The sequence below is a fragment of the Priestia sp. YIM B13490 genome, from assembly GCF_042787735.1.
GTDB lineage: Bacteria > Bacillota > Bacilli > Bacillales > Bacillaceae_H > Priestia > Priestia megaterium.
The window spans coordinates 117,342-140,810 of record NZ_JBHZOT010000009.1; the positions used below are offsets into that span (position 1 = coordinate 117,342).

Below are 23,469 nucleotides of genomic sequence, written 5' to 3' on the forward strand. Positions count from 1 at the left end.
CCTCAAATAAAACAACAAGCACTCGTCTGCTTATCTGTACGAATGCTTGCTGAATGATTAATTCGCTTTTATTACGTTTTTAGAAGGAGCTTGTTCTCTTAAATACTCAACAGCAGCCGTACCAAGCGTTTTAGCTGCGATAAGCATTGCTTTTTCGTTAAAATCAAATTTAGGATGATGATGAGGATACGGAGCATCTACACCTTCTGGCTGAGCCCCTGTAAAAAAGAACGTTCCTTTAATATGCTGCAAATAATAAGAGAAATCTTCCCCAGTCATGTGAGGCTCCGTTTCTTCGACTGTATGAACTTCATCGATTTGAGAAGCAGCAGAAGCAAGAAAGGCCGTTTCTTCCGGGTGGTTGACGACGGAAGGATAGCCGCGCGTATAACTCAGTTCATAAGAAGCGTCAGCTGTTAAGCATGTACCTTGGACAATTCGTTTGATTTCTTTTTCTACGTCATTTCGTACATCTTCATTAAATGTTCTTACCGTTCCAATTAGTCGAGCAGAATCAGCAATAATATTAAATGCATTTTCTGCTACAAAAGAACCTATGCTCACAACCGCTGAATCAATTGGGTTTACACGTCTGCTTACAATTTGCTGTAAATTAACAACAAGCTGAGAGGCGATGACGATTGAATCTTTTGTTTTGTGAGGCTGTGCACCGTGGCCGCCTGCTCCTTTGATCGTAATTTCAAAGCGATCAGCAGCAGCCATAATAGGGCCCGTTCGATATTGAACGACACCAGTTGGAGTTAATGACCATAAATGCGTTCCGAATATCGCGTCTACACCGTCTAAGCATCCGTCTTCAATCATGGACTTGGCGCCTCCGGGTGCGTACTCTTCGGCGTGCTGATGAATGAAGATGATTTTACCAGGGAGAGAATCCCTTATTTCAAAAAGCGCTTTAGCAAGGACTAAAAGAGTAGCTGTATGACCATCGTGACCACACGCATGCATTACACCGGGAACAGTTGATTGATATGGTGCATCTTTTTCATCTTGAATAGGCAGGGCATCAAAGTCGGCTCTCAAAGCTACAGTAGGACCAGGGTTTCCTCCTTGAATGCTTGCTACAATGCCGTTTCCTCCTACATTTGCTCGGTAAGAAATACCGATTTTGTCATAAAAAGATCGAATGTAGGCAGCGGTTTGAAATTCTTTAAAAGACGGTTCTGGATACTGATGCAGATATCGGCGGACTTGAACCATTTCATCAAATTTTTCTTCAAGTAAAGTATGTAGCTTGGAATTCACGTGACCATATCCTTTCTGTATAGGTTGAATAAAGTTTTGAATTTTTTGACATTTTAATCATTATATCATTATCTATTAAAAAGAAAAGAATGTAAGCGTTGTTATTGAAAAAAGTAATTGAATCATGAAATATTTTATATACATAATAGATACATAAGATGAGGAATAGGGATAAAGAATGAGTTTTTTGCCAATTTTCTCATGAGATAATAGGAGGTAACGATATGGTAGATTCACAAACTGTATCCCTGTACAAAAAATTGATGTGGGTGTTTGGGGGGGCAGGTCTCGTTTTTTTAGGAGTGTTGTTTGTTGTGTCGACAGATTCTTTTCAAGGAGACCACTGGCTTGTTTCAGCTATAGATGACAGCACTGTTCTTCAGTCAGCGTCATCTGTTTTTCATGGCTTGTCTTTTTTAGCTTCAAAAGTGATGATTATGGTTCTTTTAGCTGTACTTCTCGTTTTTTTATTTTTTAAAAAGGACTATATCGGTATGATATCGGCATTTTTATTTATTTTAAGCGGTGATATTATTAATAAAGCAGTTAAGGATGCGGTAGAACGAGGGCGTCCTCTTGGAGGCATCGAAGGCTACAGTTTTCCAAGCGGCCATGCGATGATGGGAATTCTTATTTATGGTCTGATTATCTTTTTTCTCACAAAGCATATGAACAGTCAAAAGGTAGCCAAGCGGTATCAGCTTGCAATTACTTTAATTGTTTTATTAATAGGTGTGAGCCGTATTCTATTAAGAGAACATTTTTTAACAGATGTCTTAGCTGGCTACAGCTTAGGGCTTATGTGGCTTATTGTAGGCATTTTCTTCTATACGCTTGTTTATGCGTATGTAAAGCCTTCAGCGGAAAAAGAGTTTCCAAAAGGCATGTAAAAAATATATACATATGGCCCCCTTCATAAAAAGAAGGGGGCTTTTGTTTAAACTAAGAACATCGCGACAATTGTTGTAACGACTAATCCAATCGCTACAGGTTTTAAATTACGTCTGGCGAGTTCAAACGGACTGACTCCGCAAATCGCAGCAGCTGGAATCAATGCCCATGGAATCAATGTGCCTCCCCCAACCCAAATCGCAGCAATTTGCCCTAAAGCAGTTAGGGTGGCAGCGCCCGATCCTAAAGCAGATGCAAATAAATGAGAGACAGAGCCTACAAGTGAAATGCCTGAAAAGCCTGAACCGTCTAATCCGGTAATAGCTCCTAGAGCAGTTATCGTTACAGTGGCGACCTGTGCGGTTAACGGCACAGTGGAAGCAAGCGCAACGCCTAGGTCATTTACAAGTCCATGTGACCCTTTCGGAAGAAAGTCACCGATGATTGTTGTGAATCCAGCATCTCCTAAATAGAAAAAAGCTGCAATGGGAATAACGGGACCGAATACTTTAAAACCAAACTGCAAGCCTTCAATCAAGTAGGAAGTTGTTTGTTCGAGACCTTTTCCTTTGTGAGCAATAAGTGAAACCACCACTAAAATAAATAAGGCTGTGCCGCCAACGAGAGCAGTTGCATCTCCTCCCTGTAAATGAAGGGCGAACATTGCCCATACGTCTATAGCAAAGAAAAGGGGAACTATAATGGCTAAAGCCCGGCGTACTGAAGAAGAAAGAGGTGTGGATTGGACAGAAGAACTGCTTGTTAACATTGTCGGTTGAGCGTGAATTCTATTGTGCTTCATATCTTGTTTTAAAAAGTAAAAAGCAGAGAGTGTCGTAACAACTCCCATCACAATGACCAAAGGGACACTTGCTTGAACCACCTCGTGAACTGGAAGACCTGCTGCGTCAGCAGTTATCTTAGGAGCAGCTTGAATAACAAAGTCTCCTGAAAGCGCAACGCCGTGGCCGAACAAATTCATCGCTACGGCTACGCCTATAGCTGGAAGCCCTACGCGGATGGCCACTGGTAAAAGCACGGCTCCAAGTAAAGCAACGGCTGGAGAAGGCCAGAAAAAATAGGAGATGGTCATCATAACTAATCCAATAACCCAATAGGCAAGAGCAGGCGTTTTAATGAGGCGAGCAAAAGGTGAAATCATCGATTCATTTATTCCTGTAGCCATTAAGACTTTACTCATGGATACAATAATTGAAATAATTAAAATGGTAGGAAGCAGTTCTGTAATGGCATAAATGAAGCTGGAAAAAACAGCGCTGACGGAGTGGCTTAACGAAGAGGTAGCCGTTAAGGAAAGTAAAAAAATCCCGAGTATACAAAGGATACTCGTATCTCGCCGCATAATCATAAAGCCGATAATGAAAGCGATAAAAAGGACATACATCCAATGAAGAGCTCCAAGCTCTATGCCCATAAAAATTCCTCCCAATAGGTGATATAGTATACAATATGACGTTTGTGCCTATTGTGATACTCGCCTACTAGGAGGATGTTTACTTATTTAACTACGTGGTATGAGGTCACATAAGAAGGGCGAGAGAAAATCGATGGCTGCTGATCCACGCCTTCTGACGTACCGCGTTTTTTGTGTGCTTCATTATAGGCTTTTGAAGACTGCCAATCGCTAAATGAACTTTCATCTTTCCATCCTGTAAAGATAATGTATGTGTCATTTTGCAGTGGACGAAGCACACGAATAGCTGAGAAGCCTGCTTCATTTTCAATTAAACGAGCTCGTTGGCTAAATCGCTGTTCAAACAAAGGACGGCCTTCATCTGTAACTGAAATATTATTTAGTACAGCAAATCCGCTATCTGCAAGATCTCCAGAAGCATCTAATACCTCATAAGCATGTCCTTCTTTAAAAATTGTATCTCCATCTGTTTCGTGAACTAGTGCAAATTGATCGTCATCTTTGTGAAGCAGTAGCAAACGTTCACTCGGATGTTCGTCGATCAACTTCTGAAGGTAAGGGCCTGTTCCGTAAGTAATAAAGATCTTCATGGATTATACTTCCTTTCTAATTGGGAATTGCATACAATTTACAATTGTAAATCATACTAAAATTATAAAATTTTACACACAAAAATTCAAAAATTGTGAACTTCTAATGAAGATGGTAAAGTAAAACATTGATGAAGTTGTTTTCCATATTATCAAAAGTTCAGCGAAAGAAAAGGGGTGGCACGATGTACAAAAAAGGCTTATACGCAATTGCTGCCTTAGTTGGAATTTTTCTATTAGGATTGATTGGATATATTATCATCTTGTTTCTTGGAAACTATGTAATTGATGAGAAAAAGATCGTCATGGACTCGGCTACGAGGTTAGTGGACGAAAATGGAGACGAATTAACAAAGCTCTATGTGAAAAATCGGGACTTGGTTTCAATTGATAAGATTCCAAAGCATGTGCAACAAGCATTTATTTCAATTGAAGACGTTCGTTTTTATGAACACCACGGAATCGATTTTAAATCTATTGGTCGAGCATTATACCGAGATATATTGGCTGGAGGAAGTGTTGAAGGAGGAAGTACTTTAACACAGCAGTTGGCTAAAAATGTATTTTTATCTAATGATAAAACGTTGCTTAGAAAAACAAAAGAAGTAGTGGTGGCCATTAACTTGGAGCAGCGTTACAGTAAGCAAAAACTGCTTGAAATGTATTTGAACCAAATATACTTTGGACACGGAGCCTATGGAATCCAAGCTGCATCCAAGCTTTACTTCAATAAAGATGTCTCCGAATTAACGGTAGAAGAAGGTGCACTGCTCGCTGCACTGCCAAAAGCACCGAATTCTTATTCTCCTATTTTACATCCGGAAAAAAGTATAGAACGTAGAAATGTTGTGTTAAATGCCATGCAAAAAGCAGGTTATTTATCAGCTGAAAAAAATGTCCGTTTGCAAGGAAGAACGCTGGGGTTGAACGTAAAGGAACAGGCTAAAAACCCAGCGTATCTAACCTATATCGATATGGTTATTCAAGAAGCAGAGAAGAAATACAGTATTTCGAGCAATGAGCTTCTGCGCGGCGGTTATACGGTCAAAGTACCTATGAGTACAAAAGTACAAGAAGCCGCCTACGAGCTGATGAAAGAAAATCGTTATTTTCCAGGTACAGATAAAAGTGCCCAAGGTGCTTTTGTATTAGTCGATAACAAAAGCGGAGGAGTTTTATCTGTTATGGGAGGACGAGATTATGTACAAAAGTCGCTCAATCGCGTAAATGTCAAAAGACAGCCAGGTTCTACGATGAAACCTATTGCGGTATATGGCCCTGCGTTAGAAGAAGGTCAATTCAAGCCTTATTCCTTGCTGCAAGACAAGCTTAGAAGCTACGGGGGATACACACCTAAAAATGTAGACGGTCAATATGCTAAAAAGGTAACGATGTACGATGCCCTAAAAGATTCTAAAAACGCAGCTGCCGTCTGGACGTTGAATCAGCTAGGAGTTGAAACAAGTAAGCAGTATCTCACAAAGCTAGGAATTCCTTTAGAAGATAAAGGGCTTGCGATTGCTCTTGGAGGATTAAAGGAAGGAATTACACCGCTTCAATTAGCAGGAGCGTACCGTGCATTTGCTGAAAATGGAGAAAACATCCAACCGTACTTTATTCAAGAAATAAAAGATCAAGACGGAAAAGTGATTGCAAAAGCTGTTCCCGACACTCACAAAGCATTTTCAAAACAGACGGCTTGGTATATAACAAAAATGCTTCAAGGAGTTGTTAAAGAAGGAACGGCAAAAAATGGAGAGTTTAAAGGAGAGTTAGCAGGAAAAACAGGGTCTACTTCGTATACGAATGTTAAAGGAGCTACAAGGGATGCTTGGTTCGTTGGGTATACGCCAGATGTTGTAGGAAGCGTGTGGATGGGATATGATTCTACAAATGACCAGCATTATTTAACAAAAGGAAGTTCTTATCCGACGCTATTATTTAAAGACATTCTCACAAGAGCTGGTTACGACGAAGCTGCATTTCAAAAGCCAGCAGGCGTTAAAGATTTGCCAAAACCAATACGCTTAGAGGAAGTTAAAGACTTAAAACAAGAATTAACATTCCATCCATTTGGTTTGTTAACGGTAAATTTATCGTGGACACCTTCACCTGATAAAAGAGCTGTTTATTATGTTTATGAGAAAAAAGGAGATAAAGCCGAAGTAATTGGCAAAGTGAAGGGAAAAGGAGCATTTGAAAAAGAGCGTGTGAATCTGCTCGACAGTCCTACTTATTATGTAGTTCCTTACAATTCCCAAACAAAACAAAAAGGAAAAAAATCCAACGAAGTAACACCTGCTCTTTTTCAATAAAAAAAGGAAGAGTAGGGCGAATTTTTGACATTTTTAACAGGTGGCTATACAAGTCGTAAAGAAATGGGTATAGTGACAAGTAGAGAATATAACGTGAAACTTTAATCAGTAGAGGAACCGGTATGTTCCTTTGCTGATTATTGTCTGTCTAATCGAAGAAAATACGGATGGAAGACAATCGAGAAAGGTGGAAATTATGAGTCAAGGAACGTTTAACGATACTTTTTTAAAAGCCTGTAGAGGGGAAAAAACGGATCATGTTCCGGTTTGGTATATGCGCCAAGCAGGGCGTTCACAGCCGGAATACCGAAAGCTAAAAGAGAAGTACTCTTTATTTGAAATCACTCATCAGCCAGAGCTTGGAGCATACGTAACACGTCTGCCCGTTGAACAGTACGGAGTGGATGCAGCTATTTTATATAAAGATATAATGTCACCGCTTCCTTCAATTGGAGTGGATGTTGAAATCAAGTCAGGAATTGGTCCCGTAATTTCTAATCCAATTCAATCTTTAAGCGATGTAGAAAAACTAGGAGAAATTACGCCGGAAGAAGATGTTCCGTATGTATTAGATACGATTAAGCTGTTAACAACAGAACAGTTAAACGTACCTCTAATTGGCTTTGCAGGTGCTCCTTTTACAGTGGCAAGCTATATGATTGAAGGAGGACCTTCAAAAAATTACAATAAAACAAAAGCATTTATGTATACCGAACCTAAAGCATGGTTTGCACTAATGGATAAGTTAGCAGATATGACGATTACATATGTAAAAGCGCAAATTGACGCTGGGGCAAAAGCCATTCAAATCTTTGATTCATGGGTAGGTGCTTTAAATGTAGCGGATTATCGTTACTTTATAAAACCTGTTATGGAGCGAATTTTCACCTCTTTACGTGAAAAAAATGTACCGCTCATTATGTTTGGAGTAGGGGCAAGTCATTTGGCAAAAGAATGGCATGATCTGCCGCTGGATGTAGTGGGATTAGATTGGAGAACACAGCTGGATGAAGCACGTGCATTAGGCTTAACAAAAACACTGCAAGGAAACTTAGATCCTGCTATTTTGTTAGCTCCATGGGAAGTTATTGAAGAACGTGTAACAGAAATATTAGATAAAGGGATGGCCAGTCCTGGTTACATCTTTAACTTGGGGCACGGCGTTTTTCCACAGGTTCAGCCGGAAACGTTAAAGCGTTTAACAACCTTTATTCATGAATATTCTGCAAATAGACAATAAATTGTCAAATAATTTGGAGCGCTAAACTTTGAATTTTTCTTTTTATTCATGGCAAAATGAAGACAAGTATTGAATCTAATAAAGAGGTGTCGAACACATGAGTAAAAAAGTAATGGGATTACTTGTAATGGCATATGGAACGCCATATAAAGAAGAAGATGTTGAACGTTACTATACACATATCCGCCGCGGACGTAAACCTTCATCAGAAGCCTTAGAAGATTTACAAAACCGCTACGAAGCAATCGGGGGCATTTCACCTCTTGCCAAAATTACGCAACAGCAAATGGAAAGTCTGGAAAAGCGCTTGAATGAAGTGCAGGATGAAATTGAATTTAAAGCGTATCTTGGCTTAAAGCATATTGAACCGTTTGTTGAAGATGCAGTAGAAGCCATGCATAAAGACGGAATTAAAGAAGCGGTCAGCATTGTGCTTGCACCTCACTTTTCAACGTTTAGCGTAAAATCCTATAATGGGCGCGCCAAAGAAACGGCTGAAAAATTAGGAGGACCAATCATTCATTCAGTAGAAAGCTGGTACAGTGAGCCAAAGTTCATTCAGTACTGGGCTACACGTGTTAAACAAACGTTTGATTTAATGGACGAAGAGAAACGCCAAAAAGCCGTGTTGATTGTATCTGCACATAGCTTGCCGGAAAAAATTATTGCAGCAGGAGATCCATATCCAAATCAGCTTCAAGAAACAGCGGATTTAATTGCACAAGCAGCTGGTATTGAACATTACGAAATTGGCTGGCAAAGTGCTGGAAATACGCCTGAACCATGGATAGGTCCGGATGTTCAAGATTTAACAAGAGAATTGCATGAAGAAAAAGGCTATACATCGTTCGTGTATACTCCGGTTGGATTTATCGCAGACCACTTAGAAGTACTTTATGATAACGACTATGAATGCAAAGTTGTGACAGATGAAATTGGGGCTGATTATTACCGCCCTGAAATGCCAAATGCACAGCCTGAATTTATCGATGGGTTAGCTACAGTTGTTTTAAAACAGATTGCCCGCTAAGTCAATATAGATTCTTTGTACGTTGAACAGGGATGAAAAGTAACTTATAATCAATATAGAGAAAAGTAAGAAGCGAGCTATGGATTTCCATAATCGCTTCTCTTTATATTGAATTTTACAGAAAAGGCGATGATAACATGACGGATAGACGAAAAAAGGTTGTCATCATCGGTGGAGGAATAACAGGTCTTTCAGCTGCCTATTATTTGCAAAAAAAAATAAAGGATCATCAGCTGCCAATTGATCTTCAACTAATAGAAGCGACGCATCGGCTTGGTGGAAAAATTCAAACGGTCAAACGAGACGGGTATTTATTTGAAAAAGGTCCTGATTCATTTTTAGCGCGTAAGCTAGCTGCTACAAAACTGGCAAAAGAAGTAGGGTTAGGCAGGGAGCTAGTCGGAAATGAAAAAGGAAAATCCTATATTCTAGTAAAAGATACACCGCATGCGCTGCCTGATGGTGCTGTAATGGGGATACCAACCAAGTTATCTCCTTTTATCACAACAGGGTTATTTTCACCTGTTGGCAAGCTGCGCGCAGCAGCTGATTTTTTCATACCGAAGACAAAAAATCAGGATGACCGTTCGCTAGGCGTATTTTTTAGAAGACGGTTTGGTGATGAAGTTGTTGAAAATTTAATTGAGCCTCTATTATCAGGAATTTACGCAGGAGACGTTGATCGCTTGAGTTTACGATCAACATTTCCACAGTTTCTGCATGCTGAACATAAGTACAGAAGCTTAATTGTTGGAATGAAAAAGCTAAAAGAAATTCACCCACAGCACGGTGATGATTCGGAGTTTAAAAAAAATAGTGTCTTTTTAACATTAAAAGAAGGTCTTCAATCGCTAGTAGATGGGGTAGAAAAAGCAATAGATCCTGATATTATTACAAAAGGAATAAAAGTAGAGAAAATTTATAAAGAAGATACCACATATGAATTATCGTTAAATAGCGGGAAAGTCATAAAAGCAGACAGCGTTATTGTAACTTCTCCTCATGCAGCTGCTCAGTCTATGCTTTCGGAATATAAAATATTCGAACCGTTGAAGCATATGCCTTCCACTTCAGTAGCTACTGTTGTGATAGCCTTTGCACAAGAAGCGCTGCAAGACAATCTAGATGCAATGAACATCGCCGTTTCAAGAAATAGCGATTACACGATTACGGCGTGCACATGGCTAAATAAAAAGTGGCCGCATGCGGTTCCGGAAGGAAAAGTGCTGCTGAGATGTTTAGTTGGACGAACCGGGGATGAAGCTGTGGTGGATCAGCCTGACGATGAAATTTTCAAAATTGTCCTGGAGGATTTGAAGAAGCTCATTACCATTTCTGCTGAGCCTGAATTTTACGCGGTAACGAGATGGAAGCAGTCAATGCCTCAGTATACGGTCGGACATCACGATATGCTAGATACGATGAACGAACAGCTTGAAAAAGAGCTGGCCGGTCTTTATGTAGCGGGAAGCTCATACGAAGGTCTGGGTATACCAGAATGTGTAGAGCAAGGAGAAGATGTGGCTAAAAAAGCGGTTAAATATGTGCAGCAACTGTAGAAGTGGAGCGGTGAATCAATGCTCCGCTTTTTTGTCTACTACCTGTAGAGAAAGGTTATACTAAGAGAAGAGATTGTGGTTGAAAAGCAAAAGAAACTTATGCTATAGTAAAACCGTACTTGTTGACTGAAATATTCATTTGGTCAGAAAGAAGGGGATAACGTGGCGATAGACCGAAAGCAATCAGTTGTTGATGCAGCGTCAAAATCATTTGCGCTGTTTGGATATAAAGCAACGACTATGGAGCAAGTGGCGAAGCTTGCAAATGTCGGAAAAGGAACGATTTATACTTTTTTTAAAAACAAAGAAGAGTTATTCGATGAAATTGTGACACGAATGATTCGAGAAATGACAGATGCAGCTGAAACTGTCATTGATAGCAACCGTCCTTTTTTTGAAAATGCCCAAGCAGCCATTTTTCGAATCTTAGAATTCCGCACTGAGCATCAGCTCATGCTGAAGCTGGTACAGGAACAGCAGTTAGGCACTACAGCAGTGCAAGAAGTGCTGGTACGAGTAGAAGAAGAGATTTTGACTTATATAAAAAACAAAATCGAAATTGCGATTTCTAAAAAAGAAATCAAACCGTGCAACCCGGAGCTCACAGCTTTTTTACTATTTAAAATGTACATTGCACTCGTCTATGATTGGGAAAAACGGCATGAGCCGCTTTCAGAAGAAAAAATTGCTGAATTAATTGAACTATACTTTTTACGCGGTCTGTCTCAGTGAGATGGGCTTTTTTCATAGAAAAAACAAAAAAGGTCTCATGACGAGACCTTTTTTATTGTTCATTATCATCTTTTTTTACGCCGTTTAATTCTGTATTTCCTGTTTTTGCATCTTCTTCTTTTTGCTCTACTTCTTTTTCGCCTTCTTTTTTAAGGTCAAAGTAAGCTTTAATAGAATCACCTGTAATAGTTTTACTTAACGTGTTAGATGTACCTGCTACATAAGCAGAAGGAATAACAACCGCTACTGCTACTTCCGGATTATCATAAGGCGCGTATGAAACGAATGTAGAGTTACGTACGCTTACACCTTTGTTAAAGGTTTCAGCTGTCCCGGATTTACCAGCAATGTTATACTGACGATATTTCCCTAAATTAAGTAAACGCCCTGTACCATGTGAGCTTGTGACTACGCGGCGGAAGCCTTCCTTAACAATGTCAATTTCCGATTGACTCATTGTAATACGGTTTAATACTTCCGGCTCAAACGAGCTTTGTACGCTTCCTTTTAGTTCACTATCAAGCTCAGGCTCACGAATTTCTTTTACTAGATGGGGTTTCATACGATAGCCGCCGTTTGCAATCGTTGAAATGTATTGAACAAGCTGAAGCGGTGTGTACGTATCATACTGTCCAATACCAAAATCTAGCGCTTTACCTGGTTCATTTGTTACAGTATTGCGAATACCCGTTGATTCGTTTTCTAATTCGATGCCCGTTGAAATTCCAAGACCAAACTGGCTATAGTATGAGCGCAGCTTATTAAAGATAGACGGTGGAATGTTCAGTCTGCCGCCAGGGCGGTACGTTTCACCAGCCATGCTCATAACCGTACGGTACATGAACACGTTTGATGATTGTTCTAGCGCTTTTTGGATTCCGGTAGCTCCCATATTATGTGAAGACTTTTTCTTAGTGCCCCCAGCAAATGTCATCGGTGCATCATAAAACACCGTTCCGGGCTGAATAGCGCCTGAGTCAAGACCTGCAAGAACAGTAGCTCCTTTTACAGCCGAACCTACTTCATAAGAAGTGGTCATGTTACCAAGAGCAAAATCTTGTACTTTTCGTGCTCCGGTCTTTTTATCTGTAACGAGCTGTTTTCCGCCCATTGCTAAAATGTCTCCTGTATGAGGGTCCATCATAATGGCAAACGCTCGGTCCATTAATCGTGAACCAGCAGCACCGGATGTCACAGCTTTTGTTAAAATATCTTCGACTTGCTTTTGAAGCTCCATATCAATTGTTAAAATTAAGTCACTGCCGCGCTGACCTTCAGTAACGGTCTCTTGGCTCACTAGGTTGCCAGAGCGGTCTGTTACGTTTTGCACGCGGGCTTTTTGACCGCGAAGAACGTCTTCGTACTGCTTTTCTAAATAACTTTTTCCTACTCGGTCATTACGGCTGTAGCCGTGTGATAAATAGTACTGTAAGTTTTCGCTTGGCAATCCTTCATCTGCTGATGTGATTTTACCAAGCAGCGTGCTAAGTAAGCCGTCGTATGTATACATACGGTCCCAGTAAGTTGTCGTATCGACGCCTGGTAAGTCACCCAACTGCTCACTAATGACGGCAAGCTCTTTATCGGTTAATCCGCTTTTAATAATTTGCGCGGTTAACGCGTAGCCGCCTTCCATCTTGCTTTTAATAGCAATCACTTCAAGGTCATCTTTCACCGATAGAAGTTCGTTTTTTGTGATGCGCTTTAGCTGAAGAGGATATAAATCATCTTCAGAAAGTTGACCTTCTTTTACTTTTTGCTTATCCGCTGCGGTAATTTTTTTCGCTGCTGCTTTTGGATGAGTTGCAATCCAGTAATCTTTTAAGTCGCGTTCTGTTAGCTTAATCGTATTTTTATCTTTCTTTTCAGCCGATTTGCCAAACACGTCTGTTGTAACAGGAACATCAATAAGAGTGGCAAGCTTTTTAGCTACTTTTAGCTTGTCTTCTTGAGTGACGCCTTTCAAACGCGTGTACGTGACAGCGTTCAACGGTTTATTATCCACGATAACGCGGTCATAGCGGTCTAGCATCTTTCCGCGAGGAACCGGTGAATCTACCGTTTCATCTTCTGTTTTTTCAACTTCTCGTTTATAGTTCTCTCCGTACACGATCTGTACGAAGCCTAATCGTAAAATGAGTGCAGAAAAAAGCAGGAAAACCACAATAAACAGCCAGTTAATTCGAAATGAGACATGTGTTTTTTTGCGCTTTTTAGTTTTCATGTAAACCCCTTCACTTTGTTTATACAAGTTAAAAAAATTCATAAATTTTCTTATGAATCTATCACTCTACATATTAACATAATTTTGTCTATAAATGTTATTAGGTGGAATAAAACAGACAAAAAATTTATAGAAATTTTTGCGGAAGAAGAGAGACCTGTCGAAGGGTGCTGAAGGGGTTGTTCAATATTTTCCACTCGGTTGTTCAATATTGTTACCTGTTCAAATGTCCTAGAATCGGTAAAATAAAGAGAGATAGATATCAAGGGGGGCAAAACGAATGAAAATGAAAAGGCTTTCAATAATGTCTGGCGTGTTAGCAACATCACTTTTATTTGCGACAGCATGTTCAAACTCAGGTACGGATTCAAAAGCAAGTAAATCAACAGGCTCAGGTGATCAAGTTGTTATTGATATGTTCCAGTTCAAAGTGGAAATTGCAGATCAGCTGAAAGAATTAACGGATGAATATACAAAAGAACATCCAAACGTAAAGTTTAACATCCAAACAGTCGGCGGAGGCGCGGACTATGGTGCAGCATTAAAAGCACAGTTTGCCTCTGGGAATGAACCTGATATCTTTAACAATGGAGGGTTCCAAGAAGCGCAAACGTGGAAGGATAAATTGGAAGATTTATCTGATCAGCCGTGGGTAGATAATCTGTATGATATCGCCAAAGAACCGATGACAATGGACGGGAAAATTTATGGTCAGCCGCTAAACTTAGAAGGTTATGGTTTTATTTATAATAAAGATTTATTTGAAAAAGCAGGCGTTAAAGAATTACCTAAAACGCTGTCAGAATTAGAAGCAGCTTCTAAGAAGCTTAAAGCAAAAGGCATTACGCCATTTTCTAATGGATACGGCGAGTGGTGGGTGCTAGGTAACCACTTATTTAATATTCCAATGGCACAGCAAGACGATCCAGATGCGTTTATTAAAGGTCTAAACGAAGGAAAAGCAAAATTTGAAGGCAATGAAACGTTTAAGCAATTTATGAATCTGTTCGATTTAACGTTAAAGTATGGAAATAAAAATCCACTAACGACAGACTACAATACACAAGTTACTCAATTTGCTTCTGGTGAAACAGCAATGATGCAACAAGGTAACTGGACGGTAAATATGATTACGAAAATTAATCCGGACATGAAAATGGGCTTTATTCCAATGCCAATCAGCAACGATGCAAAGAAAAATGATAAATTAGCAATCGGAGTTCCAAATAACTGGGTAGTAAACAAAAATGCGCCAGATGCAGATAAAAAAGCAGCGAAGGAATTCTTAAATTGGATGGTTTCTTCTAAAGAGGGTCAAAAATTCTTAGTTGAAAAGTTCAAGTTCATTCCAGCGTTCAAAAACATCGATGGAAAAGGAATCGATTCTTTATCTGATGATATCTTAAAATACTCTGAAGAAGGTAAAACATTATCTTGGAACTGGTTTAAGTATCCGGAAGGAACGGTTCAAGAAGTCGGCGCAGCAATGCAGTCTTACGCAGGCAAGCAAATGACAGAAGAAGAATTTATGAAGAAATTAGATACAATTTGGGCAAAAATGAAAAAATAAACAAAAAGTCCGCGTGGAAAACGCGGACTTTTTGGTGTGAAAAAATAGCTGGTTAGATTCATAGTTATGAAAAAATAATAGTTAATTGAAAGCGCTCTTAATGTATAATAATAGTCATAATGTATGACATTAGTCAAAGGAGGTTATTTGTGAAAGGCTGGAGCATACGCAAGAAATTAATTTTGTTTTTCTTATTCGCAACGGTTATTCCATTTTTAATTTCAACGATTTTTACGTATCAATACACAAAAGAAACGGTTAAGAACCGATTTATTTCTACCAACTATCAAGTTATTAAAAACGGAAGCAATGATTTGAGCGATTACTTAAATGAAATTGCTAATATTACAAAAAGGCTGTACGGCTACCACCCATTTATTAAGGTGTTAGATGAAGGTGTATCAAGTGACTTAGGAGCCAATCAACTGGAAATATCACGGACTCTTCTTTATTTATATAATACTCGTCCAGAGATTGAACAGCTCCATCTTTACATTGAAAACGGGCATGACTCGTATACAGCTTATAATTCGAAAGTGAGCAGCAGAGGAAAGTACGATGATATTTACACTCAGCCTTACTATTCTTATTTAAATAAAAATCATAAATTTCTTGTGATTGAGCCTACCCATGAAATTTATAGCTACAATAATTTATCAACGTTAATTGATTCACTGCCGAATCAAGTTATTAGCTTTCATCAGCGGATTGATGAGATTCCATCAGACAAGTTGTTAGCTTATCTATCTTTAGACATTAATATGACACAAATTCAATCTATATCGCAGCGTCTATATAATGAAGAGTCAGAAGATTTTTATTTAATGAACAATAAAGGGAAGGTTTTGTATTCCTCTAATTCAAAGGTTATTGGAAAAAATGAAAACTACGCGTGGGTGAAGGCGCTCACTTCTCAAAAAGACCATAGCATGGAATGGGAAGATAAAAGCTTCTCAGGCGTATTAATGTATGAAAAGCTTAAACAGCCCTTTGAGGACTTGTACATTGTGAAACGAATTCCTTACAGTGTTTTATATGAGGATGCAAGAAAGACAGCACTTATGAATGTATTAATTGGCCTGCCATTTTTGTGTATGCTCGTTATCGCTACGCTTTTTATATCAGTACGTTTTACACAGCCGATTAACGTATTGATTCGCAATATGAAAGAAGTGGAAAAAGGATCATTTGAGGTGCGGTTTAAGTCGCTTGGAAACGATGAATTTGGTGTTTTAGGAAGGCATTTTACCTCTATGGTAGAAACAATTAATGACTTGATTGAACGTAAATTTCGATTGGAATTAGAAAATAAATCAACGCAGCTAAAAGTACTGCAGTCACAAATTAATCCGCATTTTTTATACAACGCATTTCAATCGATTGGAACTCTTGCTCTTAAGCATAAAGCAGTTGAAGTATATTCTTTATTAACCTCACTTTCGCACATTATGCGTTACAGCATGAATATGAAAGAGGATATCGTTAGCTTAAAGCAAGAAGTCGATCACGTAAAAGCTTTCTTAAGTCTGCAAAAGCAGCGGTTTGGTTCAAAGTTTGAGTATGAGTTAAATATCGAAAAAGAAGCAGAGCTTATGCGAATACCGAAAATGATTTTGCAGCCTCTTGTTGAGAATTCTTTTAAGCATGGATTCGAAACCCGTACAGGAAGCGGAAAGCTACTGATTTCAGCGGATTTGAACGGTGAAGAACTGATTCTAACGGTTTCTGATAACGGAAAAGGGATAGGGCAACAAGAGTTGAATCAATTAAAAACGAGACTTCAGCAATCGTATAATCAAACAGATGAGCATATTGGGTTGCAAAACATTTATGAACGACTTCGCATCTACTATGGAGATCATGCTTCAATGCAAATTAGCAGTCAAGAAAATCACGATTTTACCGTTGTCATAAAGCTAACAACAATTGAAGAAAAGAGGGATAGTGATGAAAGTATTAATCGTGGATGATGAAGAGCATGTAAGAGAAGGAATAAAGCTGCTTGGACAGTGGGAAGAGCATGAAATTACAGATGTGATAGAAGCTGATAGCGGTGAGCAAGCGATTGCGCTTATCGAGGATCACGGACCGGAAATCATTTTTACTGATATGAAGATGCCTAATATCGATGGAATTGCTTTGTTGGAGTGGATTAAAGAGAATTCGCCTTCTAGCAAAACGATTGTGGTAACAGGGTATGATGACTACCACTATATGCGTAAAGCTATTCATTTTGGAAGTACGGATTATATTCTAAAACCAGTGGATCCTTCGATTTTAAACGATACGCTTATACGAGCTGTAACCCAATGGAAGAAAGAAGAAGAGTCCAGAAAAGTCCATAATAGCAGCTATCGTTTAATCAATGAAATGAAGCCGATTTATCGAGATCGAAAACTGACGCAGTTAATGAACAATTATTTGCTAAATCAATCAATCTATGAAGAGTTTGGTTTCCATCTGACTAGAGAGTATGAAGTGGGGATTGTACGTGTAGATGAATCCATCATTCGTTCTTTTGGCGGTGACCGGGATTTAGCCTATTTTTCAATTTTAAATGTAATCAATGAAATGCTGATGGCAGAAGAAAATGGGGTAGCCTTCCGTTATTTATCAAATAAGTGGGAAATTATTATTATATTTTGGAATGATTTTGAACGCATAACCTCTTTACTGACGACTTTACATACAGCCATTCGCCGTACGCTAGACGTGAGCTGTCGGATTGCAAGAGGGTGCAAAGTTTCTTCTATTGATCAGCTAATGAAATCCTATGAAGATGCGAAAAACTCGCTTTTATTAAGCAATGTTCTTGATCAAAATAAAGTGAAGGTCTACGGCGAGCAAGACGTTTTAGCAAGTGCTTTATTAATAAATATGATGGATTATAATAGTAAAATTGAAGAAGCGCTGCAAGTCGGGAAGTTTGAAGCCTTTTTGCCGGTATTCAACGAAATTATCACAGCTTTTGAAGCACAAAATTATCTCTCATTAAAGCAAATTCTGCATTTTGAGCAGGAATATCAGCTGTTAAGCCAGCATTGGTTAAAAAGATATCACATTCCTTATACGATAAATAACGGTCCTGAATATGTTCTTTCTTTTTTCTATAACCAAGATGGGCAGTTTCAGCTAGCAAAGTATGTAGAGAGAAAGAAGCGTGAAGTAAAGCGCTTTTTAAAAGTAGTAAAAAGGTATAGCAAGAAAAACAATCGCGACGTTATTTATGAAATCGAACAATATTTGCAGCAAAATTTTCATCGAGATGTGAAGCTTCAAGAAATATCGGAACGTTTCTATCTAAGCCGTGAATACATTTCGAGGAAGTTTAAGCAAGAATTTCAAGAAAACATTTCAGATTATATGGTGAAAGTCAGAATGAATAAAGCCAAATCACTTTTACTAAATGAAGAACTAAAAATCTATGAAATTGCGAATATGATTGGATATCATGATGATAAATACTTTCGAAAAGTGTTTAAAAAAGTAGAAGGCATTACGCCAAACGAGTATCGCAGTTTGACCGTATAAAAAAAGCTGAAACTGTTATAAAACAGTTTCAGCTTTTTTTATTTCATGACATCTAGACAGTGATCACATTTGTTTCCGTAGCATTCATGCTGTTCCTCAATGTCGTTTCCGCATTCTACGCACTTTTTATTGGGTAATCTTTTGAAAAATTCAGTCATTTTTTCTAACATTTTAAATCCCCTCCGTTGTTTTTGTTACTAACATTGTATTATAACAGATGATAAAATGTCAATTATGTTTTATAACAATTTAGCCTATTTTGCTATTCTAAGTGGTTATTTGTTATATAACAATGAGTTATTTCGATAAAATCGCCGAAACGAGTGCCTTTCAGTTAGTTTTCAAAAAAAAGTAGGGTATACTGAACGTAATAAAAATAGTACGAAAGGGTGATTGAAATGAAAGTAACTGTTATTGGTTTTTGGGGAGGATATCCTGCGGTTTCAGAAGCTACTTCTAGCTATTTAGTGGAGCACGATGGGTTTCAGCTGCTTGTTGATTGTGGAAGCGGTGCATTGGCTCAGCTGCAAAAATATGCAAAGCCAGAAGAAATAGATGCTATGATTTTATCTCATTATCATCATGATCACGTGGCTGATGTCGGAGTATTTCAATATGCACGCCTCATTCAGACTCATCTAGGAAACGCTGTTAAGGAACTTTCTATTTATGGACATACATATGATCAGGAAAGCTTCAACAAACTTACTCATAAAGGAATTACTAAAGGGGTAGAGTATGATCCGAGTCAAAAACTTGAAGTTGGGCCTTTTACCATCGAATTTATGAAAACGAAGCATCCAGTCGTTTGTTATGCCATGAGAATAAGCGCCGGCAATCAAACTGTCGTGTACACAGCGGACTCTAGCTATTTAGAAGAGTTTATTTCCTTCTCAGACGAAGCAGATCTTCTCATTTGTGAATGTAATTTTTATGCTAACCAAGATGGAAGAGGCGCTGGACACATGACAAGTACAGAAGCAGGTACACTTGCTTCAAAAGCAAGTGTCAAACACCTCATGCTTACTCACCTTCCGCACTATGGAGAACATCAACAGCTAGTAGAGGAAGCTGCTGCTCATTATAGAGGTACGCTTACGTTAGCTGAATCAGGATATGTATGGGAATAACAAGGAGGAAAATGAATGTTATTTATTGATAATCAAAAAAACTATGATCCCCGAATTAACTTAGCAATTGAAGAGTATGCGCTCAAGCATCTAGACATTAATGAGACATATCTGCTGTTTTATATTAATGAACCTTCTATTATTATTGGGAAAAACCAGAACACCATTGAGGAGATTAATACAAAATATGTTGAAGATCAGCAAATTCATGTAGTGAGACGTCTGTCTGGAGGCGGGGCCGTTTATCATGATAAAGGAAATTTAAACTTCAGCTTTATTACGAAAGACGATGGAAATAGCTTTCATAATTTTAAAAAGTTTACCGAGCCGGTCGTGGAAGCGTTAAAGAAATTAGGAGTTAATGCCGAGCTAAGCGGACGAAATGATTTAATGGCTGAAGGACGGAAAATTTCTGGAAATGCTCAGTTTTCAACGAAAGGGAGAATGTTCAGCCATGGAACTCTTCTTTTTGATTCAGAGATTGAAAACGTCGTATCAGCGTTAAAAGTAAAAAAAGATAAAATTGAATCCAAAGGCATTAAGTCTATTCGAAATAGAGTAGCAAATATCAGCGAATTTTTAGAACAGAAAGTAACGGTGGAAGAGTTTAGAGAAATGCTGCTTCGATATATCTTTGACGGAGAAGAAAATATAACAGAATATAAACTAACGGAAAAAGATTGGGAAACGATTCATCAAATTTCTAAAGAGCGCTATCAGTCATGGGATTGGAACTATGGAAAATCACCTAAATTTAACTTACAGCACTCTCACCGCTTTCCTGTGGGACAAATCGACGTTCGTTTAGAAGTGAATAAAGGAAAAATCGATGCTTGCACCATTTACGGAGATTTCTTTGGAGTGGGAGATGTCGAGGAAGTACAGGAAAAATTAACAGGTGTTCGTTATGAAAAAGCTTCTATTGAACAAGCCTTAGAAGACATCGATATTCCACATTATTTTGGTAATATTACAAAAGAAGAGTTTGTTGAATTAATCTATTAAGAAAAAAGTCTGCTACATCAGGCTTTTTTTCTTTTTAAACAGATGAGTCTTGTCAATGGAACAGCAGTAACATTATAATAGAATAGAAGAAGTAAGAATTTTTACATTATTATGACTTAATAATGAATGGTTGTTCATTCATTATTAAAAGGAGGAAGTTATGAGATGAATTTGTCAGCACAGCTTCATAAAACAGCTGAGCAATTTCCACAAAAATCGGCATATGTTTTTATGGACCAGGAAACATCTTATGCAAATCTTGATGCATCGGTATCTAAGTTTGCTGATGGTCTGAAGCAATTAGGTGTAAAAAAAGGAGATCATATCGCTTTGATTGTCGGCAACTCGCCTCATTTTGTGATTGGATTGTACGGTGCTCTTCGAGTAGGAGCTACTGTTATACCTATTAATCCTATTTACACAGCGGATGAAATTAGCTACATGCTTCAGGATGGAGATGTAAAAGCAGTTATTGCGGTTGATTTACTTCTCCCTATTTTAAAGAAAATCATTGGACACACTCCATTTTTGGAACATGTTATCTTATGTGAAACGACAGATACAGTGGAAAATATACCTTCTTATTTTCACACGTTTTCGCAAGTTATAAACAGAGGAGAAGCTACATATGATTTTCTGGAGTTAAAAGAAGAAGATGTGGCTATCATTCTGTATACGTCAGGAACGACTGGAAAACCAAAAGGAGCTATGCTTACACATAAGAATATTTATTCAAATGCTCAAGACGTAGCAGATTATTTAAGTATAAATGGGAATGACCGAGTCGTAGCTGCTTTGCCGATGTTTCACGTATTTTGTTTAACTGTTTCATTGAATGCGCCTTTAATGAATGGAGGAACGATATTAATTGAACCAAAATTCAGTCCATCTTCTATATTTGAATTAATTCAAAATCGACAAGCGACTATTTTTGCCGGCGTTCCCACAATGTATAATTTCTTACTTCAGCATGACAAAGGGAAAAAAGAGCACTTTCACACGGTAAGGCTTTGTATATCAGGCGGGGCATCAATGCCGGTGGCACTTCTAACCAATTTTGAACGTAAGTTTGGGGTAATGGTAGCAGAAGGGTATGGATTATCTGAGGCTTCTCCTGTGACGTGTTTCAATCCGATTGACCGAGAGAGAAAAGCCGGTTCTATAGGCACATCTATTATGAATGTTGAAAATAAAGTGGTGAACGAACTAGGAGAAGAAGTAGAAGTAGGACAAGTTGGCGAACTTATCGTCAAAGGCCCTAACGTGATGAAAGGGTATTACAAGCTTCCAGAAGACACGGAATATGCTCTCCGAGATGGTTGGCTGTATACAGGTGACTTAGCAAGAATGGATAAGGAAGGTTATTTTTATATCGTTGACCGTAAAAAAGATTTAATTATTGTAGGAGGATATAATGTTTATCCTCGCGAAGTAGAAGAAGTGCTATATGCGCATCGGGATATTGTAGAAGTGGCTGTTATCGGAGTCCCTGATCCTTCTTTAGGTGAATGTGTGAAGTGTTACGTGGTTTGCAATAATCAAGAGATAACGGAAGAGAAGCTTATTGCCTATTGCAAAGAGCACCTTGCTAAATATAAAGTGCCAAGTGAAATTGAATTTTTAAAAGAACTTCCTAAAAATACAACGGGAAAAATTTTACGTCGTGCATTGAAGCAGCAAGTATCTCAGGAACGATAAAATGAAAGCGATTCCAAGTTGGAGGTGGTAAAAGGATGTCATCTATTTCTTATGAAATGAAGGGACACGTCGCCCATGTGATACTGAACCGTCCGGAAGCGATGAATGCTTTTAATTACGATATGCTTAAAGAATTGGAAGAAGTAATTGAAGGAATTCGTATTCAAAAAGATATTCGAGTTGTGACGTTTAAAGGAGCAGGTGAAAAGTCTTTTAGTGTAGGGGCCGATTTAAAAGAACGTAAAACTCTCTCTGATCAAGAGGTAAAGCGCAATATTTACAAGATAGGAGAAGTATTTTCGAAGATAGAGCAGCTTCCGCAGCCAACGATAGCAATCATCAATGGATATGCATTTGGAGGAGGAATGGAGCTGGCTTTAGCATGTGATTTCCGGATTGCTTCAACCGAAGCGCTTATGGGTTTAACGGAAACAAGCTTAGCGATTATACCAGGCGCAGGAGGAACACAGCGTCTCCCTCGGTTAGTTGGGGAAGCAAAAGCAATGGAACTCATTTTAACAGCTCAGCGTCTCTCAGCATCAGAAGCGAAAGAATGTGGTCTAGTAACGAAGGTGGCTCCCGGATATGAAATAGAAGAAACAATAGATATTTTTATCTCTCTTTTATTGAAAAATGGGCCAATTGCACTTCAGCAAGCAAAATTTGCTATTAAAGAAGGAATGAAGGCCGATTTGCAGACTGGTTTGCAAATTGAACGAAAAGCATATGAGTTAACGATTCCGACAGAAGATCGTCTCGAGGCGCTTCAAGCATTTGCTGAGAAGAGAAGACCTAGTTTTAAAGGGAAATAGGAAAGGGCTGTCTAATGGACAGCTCTTTCTTAGTTTCTTCTATAAGAATAATAAAAAAGAATACGTAAAAGCGCAGGAGCAAAGAAGGCAAAGTTACAGCTGGCTTTTGTCTATAATATTTACTATAATACGTTGCAGCAGTCGTTGTTCAAATCTATAAATAATAGTTTTTAATTTTTTCTTTGAAAACCGTTGACTTTAGTTAAAATATATTTTATTATTATAAAGCGTCGTTGAGACATACCGTTAACAACGAAGCTAAAAAAAGAATTTTAAAAAGTTGTTGACATTACGTTGATAACTTGATAAGATGATAAAGTCGCTTAAGAGCGGCGGTTGAACTTTGAAAACTGAACAAAGCGACAAACGTCAACGTTAATTTTTATTTTTTAAATTGAGCAAGTCAAACATTTCTTCGGAGAGTTTGATCCTGGCTCAGGA

General features: G+C 38.4%; 18 protein-coding genes. 13 read left to right on the forward strand and 5 right to left on the reverse strand.

The window, feature by feature from the left end; translation table 11 throughout:
• Window positions 1-57: 57 nt before the first annotated feature.
• The gene (locus ACFX4R_RS22895) at window positions 58-1,266 is read right to left on the reverse strand and encodes a M20 family metallopeptidase (protein WP_322551711.1); all 1,209 of its coding nucleotides are present in this window, start codon (window positions 1,264-1,266) and stop codon (window positions 58-60) included.
• Window positions 1,267-1,490: 224 nt separating this feature from the next.
• Here ACFX4R_RS22895 and ACFX4R_RS22900 point away from each other — a divergent pair, with 224 nt between their 5' ends.
• Window positions 1,491-2,156 carry a phosphatase PAP2 family protein gene (locus tag ACFX4R_RS22900; RefSeq protein WP_162213599.1) on the forward strand — a complete coding sequence of 222 codons (666 nt, stop codon included), beginning with the start codon at window positions 1,491-1,493 and terminating at the stop codon, window positions 2,154-2,156.
• A gap of 47 nt (window positions 2,157-2,203) precedes the next feature.
• On the opposite strand, the gene ACFX4R_RS22905 is transcribed toward ACFX4R_RS22900, so the two are convergent.
• Entirely contained in the window at window positions 2,204-3,592 is a 1,389-nt protein-coding gene (locus ACFX4R_RS22905) for a hypothetical protein (RefSeq protein WP_043981719.1), read from the reverse strand.
• 83 nt (window positions 3,593-3,675) lie between these two features.
• Entirely contained in the window at window positions 3,676-4,182 is a 507-nt protein-coding gene (locus ACFX4R_RS22910; protein WP_013055327.1) for an antibiotic biosynthesis monooxygenase family protein, read from the reverse strand.
• A gap of 185 nt (window positions 4,183-4,367) precedes the next feature.
• On the opposite strand from ACFX4R_RS22910, the gene ACFX4R_RS22915 reads away from it, so the two are divergent.
• From ACFX4R_RS22915 to ACFX4R_RS22935, 5 genes are all read left to right on the forward strand, one after another.
• A complete protein-coding gene (locus ACFX4R_RS22915) occupies window positions 4,368-6,497 on the forward strand; it encodes a transglycosylase domain-containing protein (protein WP_322551712.1) in 2,130 nt (709 codons plus the stop codon).
• Between the two features lie 196 nt (window positions 6,498-6,693).
• The gene (gene hemE / locus ACFX4R_RS22920; RefSeq protein ID WP_013055329.1) at window positions 6,694-7,737 is read left to right on the forward strand and encodes a uroporphyrinogen decarboxylase; all 1,044 of its coding nucleotides are present in this window, start codon (window positions 6,694-6,696) and stop codon (window positions 7,735-7,737) included.
• Window positions 7,738-7,834: 97 nt separating this feature from the next.
• Complete coding sequence (hemH, locus tag ACFX4R_RS22925) at window positions 7,835-8,767, forward strand: ferrochelatase (protein ID WP_322551713.1); 933 nt, start codon at window positions 7,835-7,837, stop codon at window positions 8,765-8,767.
• 137 nt (window positions 8,768-8,904) lie between these two features.
• Window positions 8,905-10,326, forward strand: a complete 1,422-nt coding sequence (gene hemY / locus ACFX4R_RS22930; RefSeq protein WP_013055331.1) for a protoporphyrinogen oxidase — start codon at window positions 8,905-8,907, stop codon at window positions 10,324-10,326.
• 162 nt (window positions 10,327-10,488) lie between these two features.
• Window positions 10,489-11,058, forward strand: coding sequence for a TetR/AcrR family transcriptional regulator (locus ACFX4R_RS22935; protein WP_013081690.1), 570 nt, complete (start codon window positions 10,489-10,491; stop codon window positions 11,056-11,058).
• A gap of 52 nt (window positions 11,059-11,110) precedes the next feature.
• On the opposite strand, the gene ACFX4R_RS22940 is transcribed toward ACFX4R_RS22935, so the two are convergent.
• Window positions 11,111-13,282: a peptidoglycan D,D-transpeptidase FtsI family protein gene (locus ACFX4R_RS22940; RefSeq protein WP_237075251.1), complete on the reverse strand. Its 2,172-nt coding sequence runs from the start codon at window positions 13,280-13,282 to the stop codon at window positions 11,111-11,113.
• 280 nt (window positions 13,283-13,562) lie between these two features.
• On the opposite strand from ACFX4R_RS22940, the gene ACFX4R_RS22945 reads away from it, so the two are divergent.
• The 3 genes from ACFX4R_RS22945 to ACFX4R_RS22955 all read left to right on the forward strand — a co-directional run bounded on the left by ACFX4R_RS22945 (window position 13,563) and on the right by ACFX4R_RS22955 (window position 18,383).
• On the forward strand, window positions 13,563-14,852 hold the full coding sequence (locus ACFX4R_RS22945) for an ABC transporter substrate-binding protein (protein ID WP_028410288.1): 1,290 nt from the start codon (window positions 13,563-13,565) through the stop codon (window positions 14,850-14,852).
• 149 nt (window positions 14,853-15,001) lie between these two features.
• A complete protein-coding gene (locus tag ACFX4R_RS22950) occupies window positions 15,002-16,822 on the forward strand; it encodes a cache domain-containing sensor histidine kinase (protein WP_043981724.1) in 1,821 nt (606 codons plus the stop codon).
• Window positions 16,800-18,383: a response regulator gene (locus ACFX4R_RS22955; RefSeq protein ID WP_043981725.1), complete on the forward strand. Its 1,584-nt coding sequence runs from the start codon at window positions 16,800-16,802 to the stop codon at window positions 18,381-18,383. Before ACFX4R_RS22950 ends, ACFX4R_RS22955 begins: the two co-directional genes overlap by 23 nt.
• 38 nt (window positions 18,384-18,421) lie before the next feature.
• Here ACFX4R_RS22955 and yhfH read toward each other — a convergent pair whose 3' ends face one another.
• A complete protein-coding gene (gene yhfH / locus ACFX4R_RS22960; RefSeq protein WP_080781675.1) occupies window positions 18,422-18,553 on the reverse strand; it encodes a protein YhfH in 132 nt (43 codons plus the stop codon).
• 228 nt (window positions 18,554-18,781) lie between these two features.
• Here yhfH and ACFX4R_RS22965 point away from each other — a divergent pair, with 228 nt between their 5' ends.
• From ACFX4R_RS22965 to ACFX4R_RS22980, 4 genes are all read left to right on the forward strand, one after another.
• Window positions 18,782-19,513 carry an MBL fold metallo-hydrolase gene (locus ACFX4R_RS22965; RefSeq protein WP_237075250.1) on the forward strand — a complete coding sequence of 244 codons (732 nt, stop codon included), beginning with the start codon at window positions 18,782-18,784 and terminating at the stop codon, window positions 19,511-19,513.
• A 15-nt stretch (window positions 19,514-19,528) separates the two neighbouring features.
• Window positions 19,529-20,518, forward strand: coding sequence for a lipoate--protein ligase (gene lplA, locus ACFX4R_RS22970; protein WP_043981727.1), 990 nt, complete (start codon window positions 19,529-19,531; stop codon window positions 20,516-20,518).
• Window positions 20,519-20,683: 165 nt separating this feature from the next.
• Entirely contained in the window at window positions 20,684-22,216 is a 1,533-nt protein-coding gene (locus tag ACFX4R_RS22975) for a fatty acid--CoA ligase family protein (RefSeq protein WP_043981728.1), read from the forward strand.
• 35 nt (window positions 22,217-22,251) lie between these two features.
• Window positions 22,252-23,028, forward strand: a complete 777-nt coding sequence (locus tag ACFX4R_RS22980; protein WP_043981729.1) for an enoyl-CoA hydratase-related protein — start codon at window positions 22,252-22,254, stop codon at window positions 23,026-23,028.
• Window positions 23,029-23,469 lie beyond the last annotated feature (441 nt).

What these genes read in the sequence shown, in the direction of transcription:
- ACFX4R_RS22900 (WP_162213599.1), top strand. Translation starts at nt 1,491, where the DNA reads ATGGTAGATTCACAAACTGTATCCCTGTACAAAAAATTGATGTGGGTG.
- ACFX4R_RS22905 (WP_043981719.1), bottom strand. Translation starts at nt 3,592, where the DNA reads ATGGGCATAGAGCTTGGAGCTCTTCATTGGATGTATGTCCTTTTTATC.
- ACFX4R_RS22910 (WP_013055327.1), bottom strand. Translation starts at nt 4,182, where the DNA reads ATGAAGATCTTTATTACTTACGGAACAGGCCCTTACCTTCAGAAGTTG.
- ACFX4R_RS22915 (WP_322551712.1), top strand. Translation starts at nt 4,368, where the DNA reads ATGTACAAAAAAGGCTTATACGCAATTGCTGCCTTAGTTGGAATTTTT.
- hemE (WP_013055329.1), top strand. Translation starts at nt 6,694, where the DNA reads ATGAGTCAAGGAACGTTTAACGATACTTTTTTAAAAGCCTGTAGAGGG.
- hemH (WP_322551713.1), top strand. Translation starts at nt 7,835, where the DNA reads ATGAGTAAAAAAGTAATGGGATTACTTGTAATGGCATATGGAACGCCA.
- hemY (WP_013055331.1), top strand. Translation starts at nt 8,905, where the DNA reads ATGACGGATAGACGAAAAAAGGTTGTCATCATCGGTGGAGGAATAACA.
- ACFX4R_RS22940 (WP_237075251.1), bottom strand. Translation starts at nt 13,282, where the DNA reads ATGAAAACTAAAAAGCGCAAAAAAACACATGTCTCATTTCGAATTAAC.
- ACFX4R_RS22945 (WP_028410288.1), top strand. Translation starts at nt 13,563, where the DNA reads ATGAAAATGAAAAGGCTTTCAATAATGTCTGGCGTGTTAGCAACATCA.
- ACFX4R_RS22955 (WP_043981725.1), top strand. Translation starts at nt 16,800, where the DNA reads ATGAAAGTATTAATCGTGGATGATGAAGAGCATGTAAGAGAAGGAATA.
- yhfH (WP_080781675.1), bottom strand. Translation starts at nt 18,553, where the DNA reads ATGTTAGAAAAAATGACTGAATTTTTCAAAAGATTACCCAATAAAAAG.
- ACFX4R_RS22965 (WP_237075250.1), top strand. Translation starts at nt 18,782, where the DNA reads ATGAAAGTAACTGTTATTGGTTTTTGGGGAGGATATCCTGCGGTTTCA.
- lplA (WP_043981727.1), top strand. Translation starts at nt 19,529, where the DNA reads ATGTTATTTATTGATAATCAAAAAAACTATGATCCCCGAATTAACTTA.
- ACFX4R_RS22975 (WP_043981728.1), top strand. Translation starts at nt 20,684, where the DNA reads ATGAATTTGTCAGCACAGCTTCATAAAACAGCTGAGCAATTTCCACAA.
- ACFX4R_RS22980 (WP_043981729.1), top strand. Translation starts at nt 22,252, where the DNA reads ATGTCATCTATTTCTTATGAAATGAAGGGACACGTCGCCCATGTGATA.